15 protein-coding genes are annotated in these 14,410 nt (G+C 38.3%); 14 read left to right on the top strand and 1 reads right to left on the bottom strand.

Features of this window, described 5'->3' with window-relative positions; translation table 11 throughout:
• Positions 1 to 3: 3 nt before the first annotated feature.
• The 13 genes from udk (at position 4) to AA0X71_RS07715 (ending at position 12,766) form a co-directional block, all read left to right on the top strand.
• Positions 4 to 636: a uridine kinase gene (gene udk / locus AA0X71_RS07655; RefSeq protein ID WP_413361008.1), complete on the top strand. Its 633-nt coding sequence runs from the start codon at positions 4 to 6 to the stop codon at positions 634 to 636.
• 428 nt (positions 637 to 1,064) lie between these two features.
• Positions 1,065 to 1,541: a transcription elongation factor GreA gene (gene greA / locus AA0X71_RS07660; protein WP_019154610.1), complete on the top strand. Its 477-nt coding sequence runs from the start codon at positions 1,065 to 1,067 to the stop codon at positions 1,539 to 1,541.
• An 85-nt stretch (positions 1,542 to 1,626) separates the two neighbouring features.
• Entirely contained in the window at positions 1,627 to 3,405 is a 1,779-nt protein-coding gene (locus tag AA0X71_RS07665) for a penicillin-binding transpeptidase domain-containing protein (protein ID WP_413361011.1), read from the top strand.
• A 172-nt stretch (positions 3,406 to 3,577) separates the two neighbouring features.
• Positions 3,578 to 4,234 (top strand): YrrS family protein, encoded by a 657-nt coding sequence (locus AA0X71_RS07670; RefSeq protein WP_413361014.1) that lies wholly within the window; start codon positions 3,578 to 3,580, stop codon positions 4,232 to 4,234.
• A gap of 192 nt (positions 4,235 to 4,426) precedes the next feature.
• Complete coding sequence (locus AA0X71_RS07675; protein WP_413361017.1) at positions 4,427 to 5,077, top strand: class I SAM-dependent DNA methyltransferase; 651 nt, start codon at positions 4,427 to 4,429, stop codon at positions 5,075 to 5,077.
• A gap of 2 nt (positions 5,078 to 5,079) precedes the next feature.
• The gene (gene mtnN, locus AA0X71_RS07680) at positions 5,080 to 5,775 is read left to right on the top strand and encodes a 5'-methylthioadenosine/S-adenosylhomocysteine nucleosidase (RefSeq protein WP_413361019.1); all 696 of its coding nucleotides are present in this window, start codon (positions 5,080 to 5,082) and stop codon (positions 5,773 to 5,775) included.
• A gap of 13 nt (positions 5,776 to 5,788) precedes the next feature.
• A complete protein-coding gene (locus AA0X71_RS07685) occupies positions 5,789 to 6,712 on the top strand; it encodes a PLP-dependent cysteine synthase family protein (protein ID WP_413361022.1) in 924 nt (307 codons plus the stop codon).
• A gap of 1 nt (position 6,713) precedes the next feature.
• Entirely contained in the window at positions 6,714 to 7,850 is a 1,137-nt protein-coding gene (locus tag AA0X71_RS07690) for a bifunctional cystathionine gamma-lyase/homocysteine desulfhydrase (RefSeq protein ID WP_413361024.1), read from the top strand.
• 418 nt (positions 7,851 to 8,268) lie between these two features.
• On the top strand, positions 8,269 to 8,409 hold the full coding sequence (locus AA0X71_RS07695) for a YrzI family small protein (RefSeq protein ID WP_413361026.1): 141 nt from the start codon (positions 8,269 to 8,271) through the stop codon (positions 8,407 to 8,409).
• Positions 8,410 to 9,480: 1,071 nt separating this feature from the next.
• Entirely contained in the window at positions 9,481 to 9,699 is a 219-nt protein-coding gene (locus tag AA0X71_RS07700) for a hypothetical protein (protein WP_413361027.1), read from the top strand.
• Positions 9,700 to 9,766: 67 nt separating this feature from the next.
• Complete coding sequence (locus AA0X71_RS07705; RefSeq protein ID WP_413361029.1) at positions 9,767 to 10,477, top strand: response regulator transcription factor; 711 nt, start codon at positions 9,767 to 9,769, stop codon at positions 10,475 to 10,477.
• Positions 10,474 to 11,556, top strand: a complete 1,083-nt coding sequence (locus tag AA0X71_RS07710; protein WP_413361031.1) for an ATP-binding protein — start codon at positions 10,474 to 10,476, stop codon at positions 11,554 to 11,556. Before AA0X71_RS07705 ends, AA0X71_RS07710 begins: the two co-directional genes overlap by 4 nt.
• Complete coding sequence (locus AA0X71_RS07715) at positions 11,528 to 12,766, top strand: molybdopterin-dependent oxidoreductase (RefSeq protein WP_413361033.1); 1,239 nt, start codon at positions 11,528 to 11,530, stop codon at positions 12,764 to 12,766. Before AA0X71_RS07710 ends, AA0X71_RS07715 begins: the two co-directional genes overlap by 29 nt.
• A gap of 500 nt (positions 12,767 to 13,266) precedes the next feature.
• Here the strand turns inward: AA0X71_RS07715 and sigK are convergent, their stop codons facing one another.
• Positions 13,267 to 13,989, bottom strand: coding sequence for an RNA polymerase sporulation sigma factor SigK (gene sigK, locus AA0X71_RS07720; protein WP_413361035.1), 723 nt, complete (start codon positions 13,987 to 13,989; stop codon positions 13,267 to 13,269).
• Between the two features lie 240 nt (positions 13,990 to 14,229).
• On the opposite strand from sigK, the gene AA0X71_RS07725 reads away from it, so the two are divergent.
• Positions 14,230 to 14,391, top strand: coding sequence for a hypothetical protein (locus AA0X71_RS07725; protein ID WP_413361037.1), 162 nt, complete (start codon positions 14,230 to 14,232; stop codon positions 14,389 to 14,391).
• The last annotated feature ends 19 nt before the right edge of the window (positions 14,392 to 14,410 follow it).

Raw genomic sequence — 14,410 nt, forward strand, 5'->3', positions numbered from 1 at the left:
CAGATGCGCAAGCCTGTTGTCATTGGTGTAACCGGTGGGTCCGGTTCAGGTAAAACAAGTGTAACCAGAGCAATTTATAATCGTTTTAAAGGCCATTCCATTTTAATGATTGAACAAGATTCTTACTATAAGGACCAGTCACATCTTCCTTTTGAAGAACGTTTGAAAACGAATTATGATCATCCTCTTGCGTTTGATAATGATTTGTTATTTGAGCACATACAGTTACTCCAAAATAATCATTCCATTGAAAAGCCTGTATATGACTATGCGTTACACACGCGCTCAGAAGAAGTCATTGTGGTCGAGCCAAGAGATGTGATCATCCTCGAAGGCATTCTTGTATTAGAAGATGAACGTCTGAGAAGCATTATGGATATTAAACTTTTTGTAGACACGGATGCTGATATTCGCATCATTCGCCGTTTGTCCAGAGACATTAAGGAGCGCGGGCGTACACTAGATTCTGTTATCGATCAGTACGTGAATGTCGTTCGACCGATGCATAATCAATTCATCGAGCCTACAAAGCGTTATGCTGATATTATCATTCCTGAAGGTGGACATAATCATGTAGCCATTGATTTGATGGTTACAAAGATTCAAACAATTCTTGAACAAAAATCATTTTTATGACACAATAGGCATTAAATAAGAAAAATGGTTTCAAAGTAAACTCCCGAAAAAAGTTAGGGAAAGTTTCTTCACATATAGGCATCAAGAGTTGATTTTGAAAGCTTATTGGATATAGCAATTTTTCTTATTTACCTTTAACAAGGAGAATGTTTTCTCACTTCCTTTTGCGCGCCCTAAAAAATAAGGGCGCGCTCCTATGCATTTTATGAATAGGGTGGACGCTTGTTACATATAGTATTTTTTAAATTGAGAGTGGAAAAGTCCTCCGATTTAAAAAGATACGATTTGAGTGTAGAGCTGTTCCCATCGTGTCAAATGGGAATGGATATTTTTCCACACGGATGAAATATCCATCGCTCTAATGAGATAAAAATATAATACACACACAATCTATATGGGGGTTGTGAAACTAGAAGGAGTGAAGGATTTTGGCTACAGAGAAAGTATTCCCGATGACTTTGGCGGGGAAAGAAAAATTACAACAAGAATTAGAACATCTTAAATCAGTAAAGAGAAAAGAAGTGGTTGAGAGAATTAAAATCGCTCGTAGCTTTGGTGATTTATCTGAGAACTCTGAGTATGACTCTGCAAAAGAAGAACAAGCCTTTGTTGAAGGTCGAATTACAACGCTTGAAAATATGATTCGTAATGCGAAAATCATTGAAGAGGATGAGTTAAGTGGAGATGTTGTCACACTTGGCCGTTCTGTAACGTTTGTAGAGCTCCCTGATGGAGAAGAAGAAACGTATACCATTGTAGGTAGTGCAGAAGCAGATCCTTTCGAAGGAAAAATCTCTAATGACTCTCCAATTGCGAAAAGCTTACTAGGCAAAAAAGTCGATGATCAAGTAACGGTTCAAACTCCTGGTGGAGAAATGAACGTTCGTATTACGAAAATCCAATAATAAAGCCGTTTAGAGATGGATCAATTTATCTCTTTTAGGTTTGAAACGAAAACACCTCGTCAAAACTCATGATGAGGTGTTTTTTATGTGGAGAAAAAGAATGATTGTCATGATTGTGATTATTTTCTGTTTTGTGGCTCTATTAATGGGGAGACTTGTGCAGTTACAGCTTGTTTCGACCGAACGTTTTTCCAAGCATCAAGTCAATCTGATCGAGTCAAGTGTGAAGCAACGTTCACAAGAAATGATCATTGATAATGGGCGAGGGAGTTTTCTTGACCGAAACGGGGAATATTTGGTGCATAAGAAAATGCCTGTACTTATTCTCTTCCCCTTTTTGAAGAATATGACGTGGGATGTTGAGAAGGTAGCAGAAATAATCGAGGTATCGCCTGCGTCTATTAATCATGCAGTTGAACAAGCAAAGGAGCCGATTGCATTTGCAAATCCTGAGATTGTAACATTATCAGAACAACAAATGCGTGATATTAATCAACTGGAGATCCCAGGTGTATTTGCAGTTGAAAAGAAATATTCTTTGACCGATTATTCGGCAGAACAATTAATTGGCATTACCGGACAAAATCCAAATACGATCCAAAAGCGATATCCAGATAAAGAACTACCTGTAAATACGCTTGTTGGTCTTACAGGACTGGAAAAAAGCTTTGATGAATTTCTACTTCCCGATGGCGAGTCAAAGCTTGTCTATCACGTAGATGGCATTGGGGGGCCATTATTTGGCATCAATGTCAAATATGTAGAGCCAGCGAATCCGTATTATCCGGTGAATGTGAAGACCACTTTGGATAAGGAAATACAAGAGTTAGCTGAAGAACTCGTTGATAAACATGAGATCGAAAAAGGTGGGCTTGTCCTACTTGATATTGAAACCAATTCTATCCTCTCACTCGTTTCAAGGCCGAAAATTAATAAAAAAGCGCCATTCGATGAAGAGGGTATTCATAATATGATGGTCCGTCAACATATCCCTGGTTCTGTTTTTAAGACGGTTGTCGCTGCAGCGGCGATTGATCACGAGCTGGATGATCCATCAAGAGAATTTGATTGCAATAAAACCATTATGGGGAAGGAGGATCCGAATTATCAACATGGGTTGCTCAATTTTACGGAGAGCTTTGCCTTAAGTTGTAATAACACTTTTGGGACGTTAGCAAAGGAATTGAAAGAGATAGATGAGGGGATTATTGAGGAGTATGCTGAAAAGCTTTCACTTCTTGGTCCAGTAGGCTGGGAAGGTGATATTTATCATTTTGATCATTTTAAACAAATTGCTGATGAAGATAAAGGGAGAATCTTTTTAGAAGAGTCTGCAAAAAAAGATGATAATTTTGTGAAAATGACCGGAATTGGACAGCATGAAGTGCGTGTTACTCCACTTGCAATCGCCAATATGATGGCGGCGATTGCACGGGGTGGGCATGGAGAAATGGTACGGGTTGCAACAGGTATCGAATATCGTAATGGAACCTCACTGCTCCCATTTGAAGAAAAATCGCTAGAGAACGATGACATTTCACCTTATACAGCGATGAAGCTACAAAAGCTTCTCCGTGAGGTTGTCGTCAATGAGGAGGGAACTGGAAGAGGTTTGCAAGATCTCCCCTTTGATGTAGCAGGGAAATCTGGTACGGCGGAGACGGGAATTATGGATGGTGATAAGCAACTATTAAATAAATGGTTTGCCGGCTATTTTCCATTTGAACAACCAAAATATGCACTTGTTGCGGTTAATTTAGGTGTAGGTGATAATGGAGGGTCTGTGACTCCCCTCTATGCGGATATGGTGAAAGGCTTATACGAATTGGAGCATCGTACAACGGAGGAAACGCCACCAGAGTAGCTCAGATTCTCATTTTTTTGTTACCTTTGGTCTATTTTCGACAAATGATACGGTCTATTGCTTCATTTCATCTGGGCGATATATCCCTTCAAGTTTTCCCTGAGACATGATAGAATGTTGTCATCCTTAAAAGTGAAAGTAGCATAGATTGTGGTTTGGGGAGGCCGAAGTAATGAAAAATGGATTTGAAGGCTCACGCTATAAGCGACTTACGAAGGAAAGAAAAAAGAATATTATCCTAAATAGTTTAATTGGAGTCGTGTTATTACTTATTATCGTTGTTTCCGTAAATATATTCTCTGGAAATAAGGATGAAGATGCAGCAAAACCAGAAGAAAACGTAACAGAAGAGCAAGCAAAATCGGATGTTGAAAAATCGCCATCTGAGGAAGAAGACCAGGAAGAATCACAAGTAGAGGAGTCTGAATCTGTTACTGAAACAGAGGAAGAAACATCAGGGGAAACAACGGAAGACCCCGCTACTCCATCTAAAGAAGACGAGGTAGTAACAGAAGGAGGGACCGACTCAAATGTGATTCGGACCATCGTTAATCCAGGCTGGGAACCCGTTGGCACGGTGCAAACGGGAGAGCATGTGAATCAGTATGATGGAGTGGACTGGGATGAAATGGTCAAGGCGATCCATTATGCAACAGGACTAGCGGAAAATAATATGACGATTCAATTTCTTGGAAATAATGGACCGAATAAATCTGTCGGAACCGTCTATTCAAAAGATAAATCGCAAATTTATCGTGTCTATATTGAATGGGTCGATGCCGGGGGCTGGAAACCGACAAAGGTAGAAGAATTATCGGAAATTCAATAAACGAAGAAAAAAGAATGGAAGCTGGGAATGAGTAAAATCATTCTGGTTTCCATTCTTTTTTATATTCTGAAAATAGGTAAATAGATTGCTCAGGTATGAACAGTGTGGTACATTAAGAACAGATTTTTCTGTAATTCATAGTATACTCATAGGAATTATTATAATTAAAATATGGATTTGGAGAGTGTGGATATGGGAAAAGAATTTCTCGAGTTATTCGAACAATGGGCAGACCACTACGATGATACAGTTACTGGTCATGACCTTGAATATAAAGAAGTGTTTAAGCATTATGAAAAAATTCTTTCTGAGGTGGCAGAGCGTACGCTTGGGCATGTAATCGAGTTTGGTCCCGGTACAGGGAATCTTACGGAGGAACTGCTTAAAAGAGGGAGAACAGTGACAGCATTTGAACCATCACCTGCAATGAGAAAACTTGCGATAGAAAAGCTCGGAAATCGCGCAGAGATTAAAGAAGGAGATTTCCTTGAGTTTGAGCCTGAAACGGACACGCAATCGATCGTTAGCTCCTATGCATTTCATCATTTAACGGACAAAGAAAAAGCAGAGGCTATCGCTGCTTATGGAAACATCCTCTCTCCAGGTGGTAAAATAGTTTTTGCGGATACAATGTACGAATCTGTTGAAGCATATAAAAGAGCGATTATGGACGCTAAAGAAAAAGCATTTCATAATCTAGCAGAAGACCTTGAGAGGGAATATTATACAACGATTCCTATTTTAAAAGAGATGATGGAAGCCAATGGCTTTACTGTATCTTTTGAAAGAATAAATGATTTTGTCTGGATTATGGAAGCAACAAAAAATGAGAAAGAGGTATGAACATGACAATTGCCATTATTGGAGCTATGGAAGAAGAGGTAACATTACTAAGAGATAAGATGGAGAACAAATCAGTTGAAACGATTGCTGGCTGTGAATTTACTTTAGGAAAAATAGCGGGAAAAGAGGTCATTTTGCTTCGTTCAGGAATTGGGAAAGTTAATGCGGCGATGTCTACATCGATTTTATTAGAAAAGTATAAGCCTGATTATGTCATCAATACAGGATCTGCTGGTGGGTTTCATCCTGATTTAAATGTTGGAGATGTTGTTATTTCTGATGAGGTCAGACACCATGATGTTGATGTTACGGCCTTTGGCTATGAATACGGTCAAGTTCCCCAGCTTCCACCTGCTTTTGAAGCGAACGGAGAGTTAGTTCAAATCGCTCAAAAAGCAGCAGCTGAAATAGAAGAAGTCCAGGTTGTCACAGGCCTAATTGCAACAGGGGATTCCTTTATGAATGACCCACAGCGTGTAGAGGCGATCAAAAATAAATTTGTTAATCTTCAGGCAGTCGAAATGGAAGCAGCTGCCATTGCTCAAGTGGCTTATCAGTTTGGTACCCCATTTGTTATTATTCGTTCACTTTCCGATATAGCAGGTAAGGAATCGGATGTTTCATTTGAACAATTTTTAGAAAAAGCAGCTGTAAATTCTGCTTCGCTTGTTTTAAAAATTGTCGCATCGATAAACTAAAAGGGTGAGATGGTTGAACGTATATAAGAATATTCATGAACTCATCGGAAACACTCCCATGATGGAAATAACACAATTTTCTCTTCCGGAGGGAGTTCGAATCTTTGCTAAGCTCGAATTTTTAAATCCTGGTGGAAGTGTGAAGGACCGCTTAGGAATAGAACTTCTCCGGGAAGCCATTGCTAACGGCAACATAAAGGAAGGCAGTACCATTATTGAGCCAACAGCAGGAAATACGGGAATCGGACTTGCTCTCGCTGCCATCAATTCTGGCATTAAAGTGATCGTTTGTGTGCCTGAGAAATTTAGTCTGGAGAAGCAAGAGTTAATGAAGGCGCTAGGGGCAAAAATTGTCCATACCCCGACTGAAGCTGGGATGAAGGGAGCAATTCAAAAGGCAAACGAATTGCTGCAACAAATTCCTGATTCGTTTTCTCCTCAGCAATTTGCCAATCCTGCCAATCCAAATACGTACTATAAGACATTAGCTCCGGAAATTTGGGACCAGCTAGATGGACAAATTGATATATTCGTTGCTGGAGCTGGTACGGGTGGTACTTTTATGGGGACCGCTCGCTTCCTGAAGGAACAAAACGCGGAAATAAAGACGGTTATCGTTGAGCCCGAAGGATCGATTTTAAATGGAGGAGTGTCGGGTCCTCATAAAACAGAAGGAATCGGAATGGAATTTCTGCCAGGCTATATGGAAACCAGTTATTTTAATGCCATTCATACGGTTTCTGATGAAGATGCCTTTGGATTCGTGGCAGAACTCGCGAAAAAAGAAGGGTTATTAGTCGGAAGCTCTTCTGGTGCCGCTTTTTATGCTGCATTAGAGGAAGCAGAAACAGCCCAAAAAGGTACCAATATTGTCGTCATTTTTCCAGATGGAAGTGAACGATATTTAAGTAAGAAAATATACGAAGGAGGGATTTAGGATGAAGCGTAAAACAAAGTTAATTCATGGTGGTATCTCTGGAGATCCAGCCACAGGTGCAGTTTCAGTACCGATTTATCAAGTAAGCACTTATAAGCAAGAGGGAGTTGGTGGTCATAAAGGGTTTGAATACTCTCGAACTGGAAACCCAACTCGTCATGCTCTAGAAGAACTTATAAAAGACATTGAAGGTGGTCACGCTGGCTTTGCATTCGGTTCAGGGATGGCAGCTATTACAGCAGTGATGATGTTATTTAATAGTGGCGACCATGTCGTCTTAACCGATGACGTATACGGTGGGACTTATCGTGTCATTTCTAAAGTATTGAATCGATTTGGAATTGAAGCAACCTTTGTTGATACAAGTAATTTAGAGGAAATTGAAAAGGCCATTAAGGAAAATACAAAGGCTATTTACATTGAGACGCCAACCAATCCATTGTTGAAGATCACGGATATTCGTGAAGCATCCAATCTGGCGCAAAAACACAACTTGCTTACGATCGTTGATAATACGTTTTCAACGCCTTATTGGCAAAACCCGATAGAACTGGGGGCTGACATGGCTCTCCATAGTGCAACGAAATACATTGGCGGACATTCGGATGTCGTTGCTGGCTTAGTTGTTGTTAATAATGAGAAGCTAGCTGAAGACCTTCATTTCGTTCAAAACTCGACAGGTGGAGTGTTAGGACCACAGGATTCTTGGTTATTAATGCGCGGAATTAAAACACTTGGGATTAGAATGGAAGAGACAGAAGCGAATACAAAAGAAATTGTTGAGTTTCTTGAAAATCATTCGCAAGTTAAAAAAGTGTTTTATCCTGGATTGCCGACACATCCGAATCATGAGATTGCCAAAAGCCAAGCGAGGGGATTTGGTGGAATGGTTTCTTTTGATGTAGGAAGTGAGAAAAATGCAGATGAGCTTTTGAAGAAGGTAAAGTATTTTACCCTTGCTGAAAGCTTAGGTGCGGTAGAAAGCCTAATCTCTGTACCTGCACGAATGACCCATGCGTCCATTCCAAAGGAACGCCGAGATGAGCTCGGAATTACCGATGGCTTAGTTCGTATTTCAGTAGGATTAGAAGATGTCGAGGACTTAATTGAGGATTTAAAACAAGGCTTAGAAGGGTAATCAAGCTTGTTTTTTCAAAAAAAGGGTAAAAAGGGTTTACAATTTAGGAAGTTGTGGATATAATTACCACTAGTAGCGAAATATTCTAAAAAGGAGGTCGAAGAAAATGATGAAGATTAAAGGAATTGCGTTAACTAAATCAACAACTTCATATGCATTATTTTCACATTCGACCAACAAGGAATGGATCGCCTAATTATGTCCTTTTATAAATAAGCATTCATGCCGCAGGGAGAATTGTGTCCTGCGGCTTTTTATGTCCTTTTTTAGCCGTAGAGAAATCTCTGCGGTATTTTTGTGCCTGAAATTGGACATGGGAAAGTATGCAGTAGCAACAATGAGGTTATAAAAGGAGAAGGGAGGGTATTGATAACAGTGAAGATACGTAACAATATGACATTTAAGGGAGGTGATAGTTATGACACTTAATATACTATTTTTTACTGTGACGATTAAAAAGCGCAATATGTCTATCGAGGAAGCTTTGCGTGACCAACAGGCAAGAGAAGCTTATGAAATGGCAAAAACTAGAGCAGTAACTGTACATCGATTATTCTAAAAACGTATTCAAATAATGGGAGAAAGGTGGGTATAATGATGATTTATTTAATGCAAAAGAGAAATGGAGTATTGTGGGTGGAGAAAGATACTGCCTAACGAATTTGTCGCAATGTTAGGAGTGATAAAAATGTATTTAAATGTGTTGTTATTAACACTTGAGTTTCGGAAGAGGAGTAAAAAGAAATAAAAAACGCTTTAACAGAATGTTCACATTCGACCAACGTTATTACGTTATGAATATGATAAATTCAAATTAAGAGAAATCATATTCGAAGCGTGCGAGGTGTGGCAAATGTTTTCCATTGTTATGGGGCTTGTCGTTTGTGCAACAATTGGTTGTATTGTCTTGTCAGAAGTGACAACTGTAGAAGAATGAAAAAGAGGCTGGGGACATAACTAGCTTTAAATAGTGAAAAAGGTGAATTTGAGCGAACTCAAATTCACCTTTTTCTATTTTTCGTGTCCAGCAAGTTTCCGATACGCGCCAAAAAAACAACGATCAGGACTAGAGTTCTTCAGTGCATTATATTTCCGTTCACTTTGGAGCCATATGAACATCTAACAATACCAGAAAAAATCGAAAATATAAGCTTGGAAAATAAGAACGGTCAGATGGTTTTTGCTGCCATTGAGGGTATCAAACGAAATAAGAATGCTGAACAGTTAATTCAAAATTACATTTTTGGAGGAATTATTTTTAATGATGAAAATATCACTAAACTCTCCAAAACGTTAGCGTATATGAATGAACTTAAGGCTAAAATAAACCATATAGGATTACGCTATTTTTTTTGATTGATCAGGAGGGTGGAAGAGATTCAAAATTGCCTGGAAGTCTAACAGACATTCCGAGCAATCTGGAAATGGAGAGATAAATGCTCCAACGTATAAAAAAAGTGAAGCCGTCCCTGGAGGTTCTATGCGCTCCTAAATAGGACGGCTTCTTTTGTGAAATAAGGAATAAGTAATATTAATGTAAGACTTATTTAATACTTTGTTTAGTTGTGTGAAAGATTTACCTTGTATGATGTAAACGTATTGAAAGATATGAAAAAAGGAGAGTATGTACATGAAAAAATGGAAGGTCGTATTTATGTTAATTGCGATGGTAGGGATGTTAGTTTTAACAGCTTGTAGTAAAGAGGAGGAGCCAACCTCCGGAGATATGAAAGAAGAGATGAACGGAGATGAAATGATGGAAGATGCAGACATGGAAAGTGATGGAAAAATGGAAGAAAAAGAAATGAACGATGAAATGGAGACTGGAGAAGCTGAGGGTGATATGTAATTAGGCTTTATAGCATGCGGGCAAATGATAGAATAGAGATATTAAGTGAAAAAGGAATGAAAGAGATTTGAAAAAACAGATTTTGCTCGTAGATGATGAACCTGCTATTTTAGACGTTTGTAAGCGCTATTTGGAACGAGAAGGTTATTTGGTCGTAACTAGTGCTAATGGAGAAGAGGCACTTCAATTATGGCAAGAACATAGATTTCATGTCATCGTCCTAGATTTGATGATGCCCGTTTTGGATGGCTGGAAGGTCTGTGAAGAAATTCGCAAAACAGATGATGTTCCGATTGTGTTTCTAACGGCAAAGGGAGAGGAGTATGATCGTTTAATTGGATTGACCATTGGAGCGAATGACTACATAACAAAACCCTTTAATCCAAGAGAACTAGTATTGAGAATAAATGCCATCTGTCGATTATTAGAATACAGTCAAAAATCAAAAGATGAGGTAGGGATTGAGCAAGTGCTAAAAGTGTCGCCCTTTACAATTCATTCGAAAAATAGAGAGGTTTTTTGGAATGATAGACTTATTGATTTAACAATGAAGGAATATGATTTACTTTTTCTTCTTGCTTCCCATCCAAAGCAGGTTTTCTCTAGATCTCAGCTTCTGTATAAAGTATGGCAAACTGAATTTGATGATGATACGACGACAGTAACAGTTCATATTCGTCGATTGCGTGAGAAAATTGAAGTGAACCCTTCAAAGCCCAAGTATATTCAAACCGTGTGGGGGATTGGATACAAGTTTTTACCGGGGGATCTTGTATGAAAATAAAATGGATCTTCTTCATTGCAAATAGTGTAAGTGTGATGATTATGTTTACGTTTTTATTCATCAGCTATAAGTACATGGTATTATCTAATTCTATTATTTTGTGGTTATCCATCATCACCATTTTTTCATCTATTTTGTCTAGCTTCGTTCACTATTTACTAACGAAACCAGTAGAACGATCGATTCAGTTACTTGTTCATCAATCACAAGAATTAGAACAAGGTAATTTTGGTCATTCACTTCCCGTTGAAGGACCACTTGAAATTAAAGAACTAACAAACCGATTCAACCAAATGAATATTAAATTAGAGAATGCGTTTAGTGAAATTAAAAGAGCAGAGTCCTCGAGGAGAGAGTTGGTGGCAAATATTTCCCATGATCTCCGAACGCCTATGTCCTCGATCAAGGCTTTTGTAGCTGCTATCCAGGATGGAGTCGTTGTAGATGAAGAGACCTTTAAGCAGTATCTACGTACGATTAGCCTTGAAACAGAAAGACTCGATCAGCTAATTCAGCAATTGTTTCAGCTCTCATTACTCGATTCAAGCAATATTCATCTTCATTTTGAAGCGGTACGTGTCGATGAATTATTACTTTCAGTTCTTGAACACGAGCAAATTCATATTAAACAAAAGAATATTCACATAGAGGTAGTGATTCCAACACATGTTCCTGTCTTACATGTGGATCGTACTTATTTTCAAAAAGTGTTGTTTAATTTATTGGATAATGCAATCCGTTTTTCTAAAGAAGGCGGTGCTATTACGTTAACCGTTGAAAGGTTCCATGTTGATAAGGTGAAAATCTCTATTCGTGATGAAGGAGAAGGGATTAAACAGGAAGAGCTTTTACGGATATTTGAACGTATGTATCGAATTGAGAAGTCTCGAAATAAAAAATTTGGAGGAGCTGGCCTAGGACTAGCTATTGCCAAAACAATTGTAGAAAGACATAACGGCAAAATTACTGTTACCAGTGAAGTGGGAAAAGGAAGTGAATTTTCAATTATAATGCCAATCAGTCAGAGTGAGGCGGAGAACAAACATGGAATGGAACAATATTTTAAAACGTAAGATAAGTTTTGGGAAGAAATTCGTTCAATTGCATCATTCTAATGCCATATTGTTTTTCTTGTTAAGTTTAACAGGTTTACTTTTGTTTTCGTCAACTTTTCGTTTATCCTTTCCTTCTGTTCGTGTTTTAGTGAGGGATTTGCATGTTTGGATTGGTTTTTTAATCTGCTTTCCTTTAATCTTATATCTTCCTAATATGAATAAACATTTGAAGACTTTAAGGAATAAGCAAAATAAACGGATAAATTTAGGAATAGTCATCGCAACATTACTGATTCTCATTATTTCAGGAGTATTGTTGACCTTTCACAGAATGGTTCCCCCTGTTGTAAGCACTTGGTCGTTAATCATACATGATGTGGCTACTTGGGTAGGGTTACCATATATCATTTATCACAGTGTTACTCGAAGTAAATGGTTTAAGAAGCTCGAAAGACATTTGCAAAAAACAGAAAAGAAAGAAGAGCCGATGCTGATTGAAGCGAATAATCCCATTTATAAAAGAAGGACGTTTTTACGCATGGCAAGCGGCAGTATCATTGTCCTTCTTTTTTCCTCGGGTATTTCAAAGTGGCTTACTTTGCAGTTTCCAACTATTTTTGCTCAGATGTCTCAACCAAAGAGTCAACCATTTTCCCCCCTTCCGCGACCAACTTCAAAATCAATGCCCCCAATTGGGGGTGGAAGGAAAGGGGAATTTCGTTATTTTACCGTCACTGAAACGCCTCAGCTGAATACTTCAAATTGGAACCTTAAAATCGATGGTCTTGTTGAATCTCCAAATGTGTATAACTGGGAGCGATTTCTTCAACTTAAGCGTTATGTTCAGGTAAGTGATTTCCATTGTGTTACAGGTTGGAGTGTATATTCTGGTACGTGGGAAGGGATTTTATTAAGTGAATTATTACGGCAAGTAGGTGTCAAAAAGGACGCCCAATTCGTCAAGTTTTACTCGGCCGACGGTGTGTACACAGATACACTATCCTTGGAGCAAGCCAAGATGGATGATGTGATGGTCGCTGTTTTAATTGATGGTGAATTAATTACTGAAAAGAATGGTGGTCCAGTAAGACTCATTGTTCCACAAATGTATGCATACAAGTCGGTAAAGTGGTTGAATCGAATTGAACTCATAAATCATGAACATATAGGCTATTGGGAGGAAAGGGGATATGCCCAAAATGCATGGGTCAACAACAGTAAAAGTTAAAGTTTGTCTTGAAGCTTTTATCCCAACAGCAGAGTTTATTTAATTTCTGCTGTTTGATGGTGTATGGTCTTGCAAATTATATGAAGCATTTAACATCACGTTAGCCATCTGCTGTACTTCCATTATCTTAATTCTTCTTCCTTCAGCATTTGAATAAGTAATAACTTTAATTTATCAGAAGTGGTCCTTACGTTTGTTCAAAAAATAAGGCTCTTTTCGCAATCATTGTTGCTTTTGGCTCGTAATAAGGGCCCGATCTTCCGACAGACCCTCTTACAGGACTATAAAGAGGAAGCGAAAAGTGCCGTAGCGAACTTAATGTATAGCAGTCACCATGATATATGGATAAAAACCGGCTTCTGGGTTTTTACAAAAAAACGACAATTTATGCAAAAACAGCGAAAAATAATTAAAGCCGGTGAAATTATATGAAGAGTAAAATTTCACCGGCTTTTTTCTACTTAGAGGTGGCTTTTGTCCCAGCCTCATTTTCAAGAAAGTTAATTCGAATCATTTTTCCGTTTTTCTTTTTCCGCTCGATAGAATTCGTGGAACATTTTCATTAAGGCTCTTTTTTCGATTCTTGAAACATAGCTTCTTGATATCCCTAATTCTTTTGCAATTTCTCTCTGCGTTTTTTCCTTTTTTAAATCTAAACCAAATCGACCGACGATGACTTCTCTTTCACGACCGTCTAATACATCGATATATTGCTTCACCTTTTCTAATTCCATATTTAATTGAATGGTGTCAATGACATCCTCTGAATCTGATTTTAAGACATCAATTAGGGAGATTTCATTTCCTTCTTTATCCTGTCCAATCGGATCATGAAGAGAAACATCTTTTTTCGTCTTTTTCAAAGCTCTCAAATGCATCAAAATTTCATTTTCAATACAACGAGCCGCATACGTAGCAAGCTTTGTTCCTTTACCTTCTGAATAGCTTTCAATTGCTTTGATTAATCCAATTGTACCGATGGAAATCAAATCCTCTGAATCCTCACCTGTATTTTCAAATTTTTTCACAATGTGAGCGACAAGTCGTAAATTATGCTCGATTAGCATATTACGTGCATGACTATCCCCTTCAGCCATTAAACGCAAATATTTCTTTTCTTCTTCAGGTGACAATGGTTGAGGAAAGGCGTTGTTCTTTACATAAGAGACAAGAAAGAAAATCTCTTTAATCAAGACTCCAAGTGCAGTCAGAATTCCAGCCATGTTGGCACCCCCGCTATTGTAACATTCGCCTATAACTAATACCTATGTAGAAGGATGTTTGTTTTTGTCTGTCCCATAAAGATATTTTTATAAAAGGCATATTTCGCAAACATTGTTGCTTTTTTATCATTGTTGGAATGATCTGTATGGAAAATCAACAACTGCCTATACAGATGGCAGGCTTTTGCATAGATTATAAAGAGAGGAATAGTGTAGTCTTGATTTAAAGGAGGTTGTGAGATGGCTTACGGATATCCTGGTCCTTATGCGTATTCACCCCCTTATACACCTCCATACTATCCTGGAAGTAGTGCTTGGATAGCGTTATGGATTGTCTTGTTTGTTCTAATATTGATTTTCTTTGGATGGTGGTACTTTGGGGGGTACTGGAACTATCGTTAAGACTGAAGAATTTAAAACT

The sequence above is a fragment of the Robertmurraya phoenicis genome (assembly GCF_047302285.1).
Taxonomy (GTDB): Bacteria; Bacillota; Bacilli; order Bacillales; family Cytobacillaceae; genus Robertmurraya.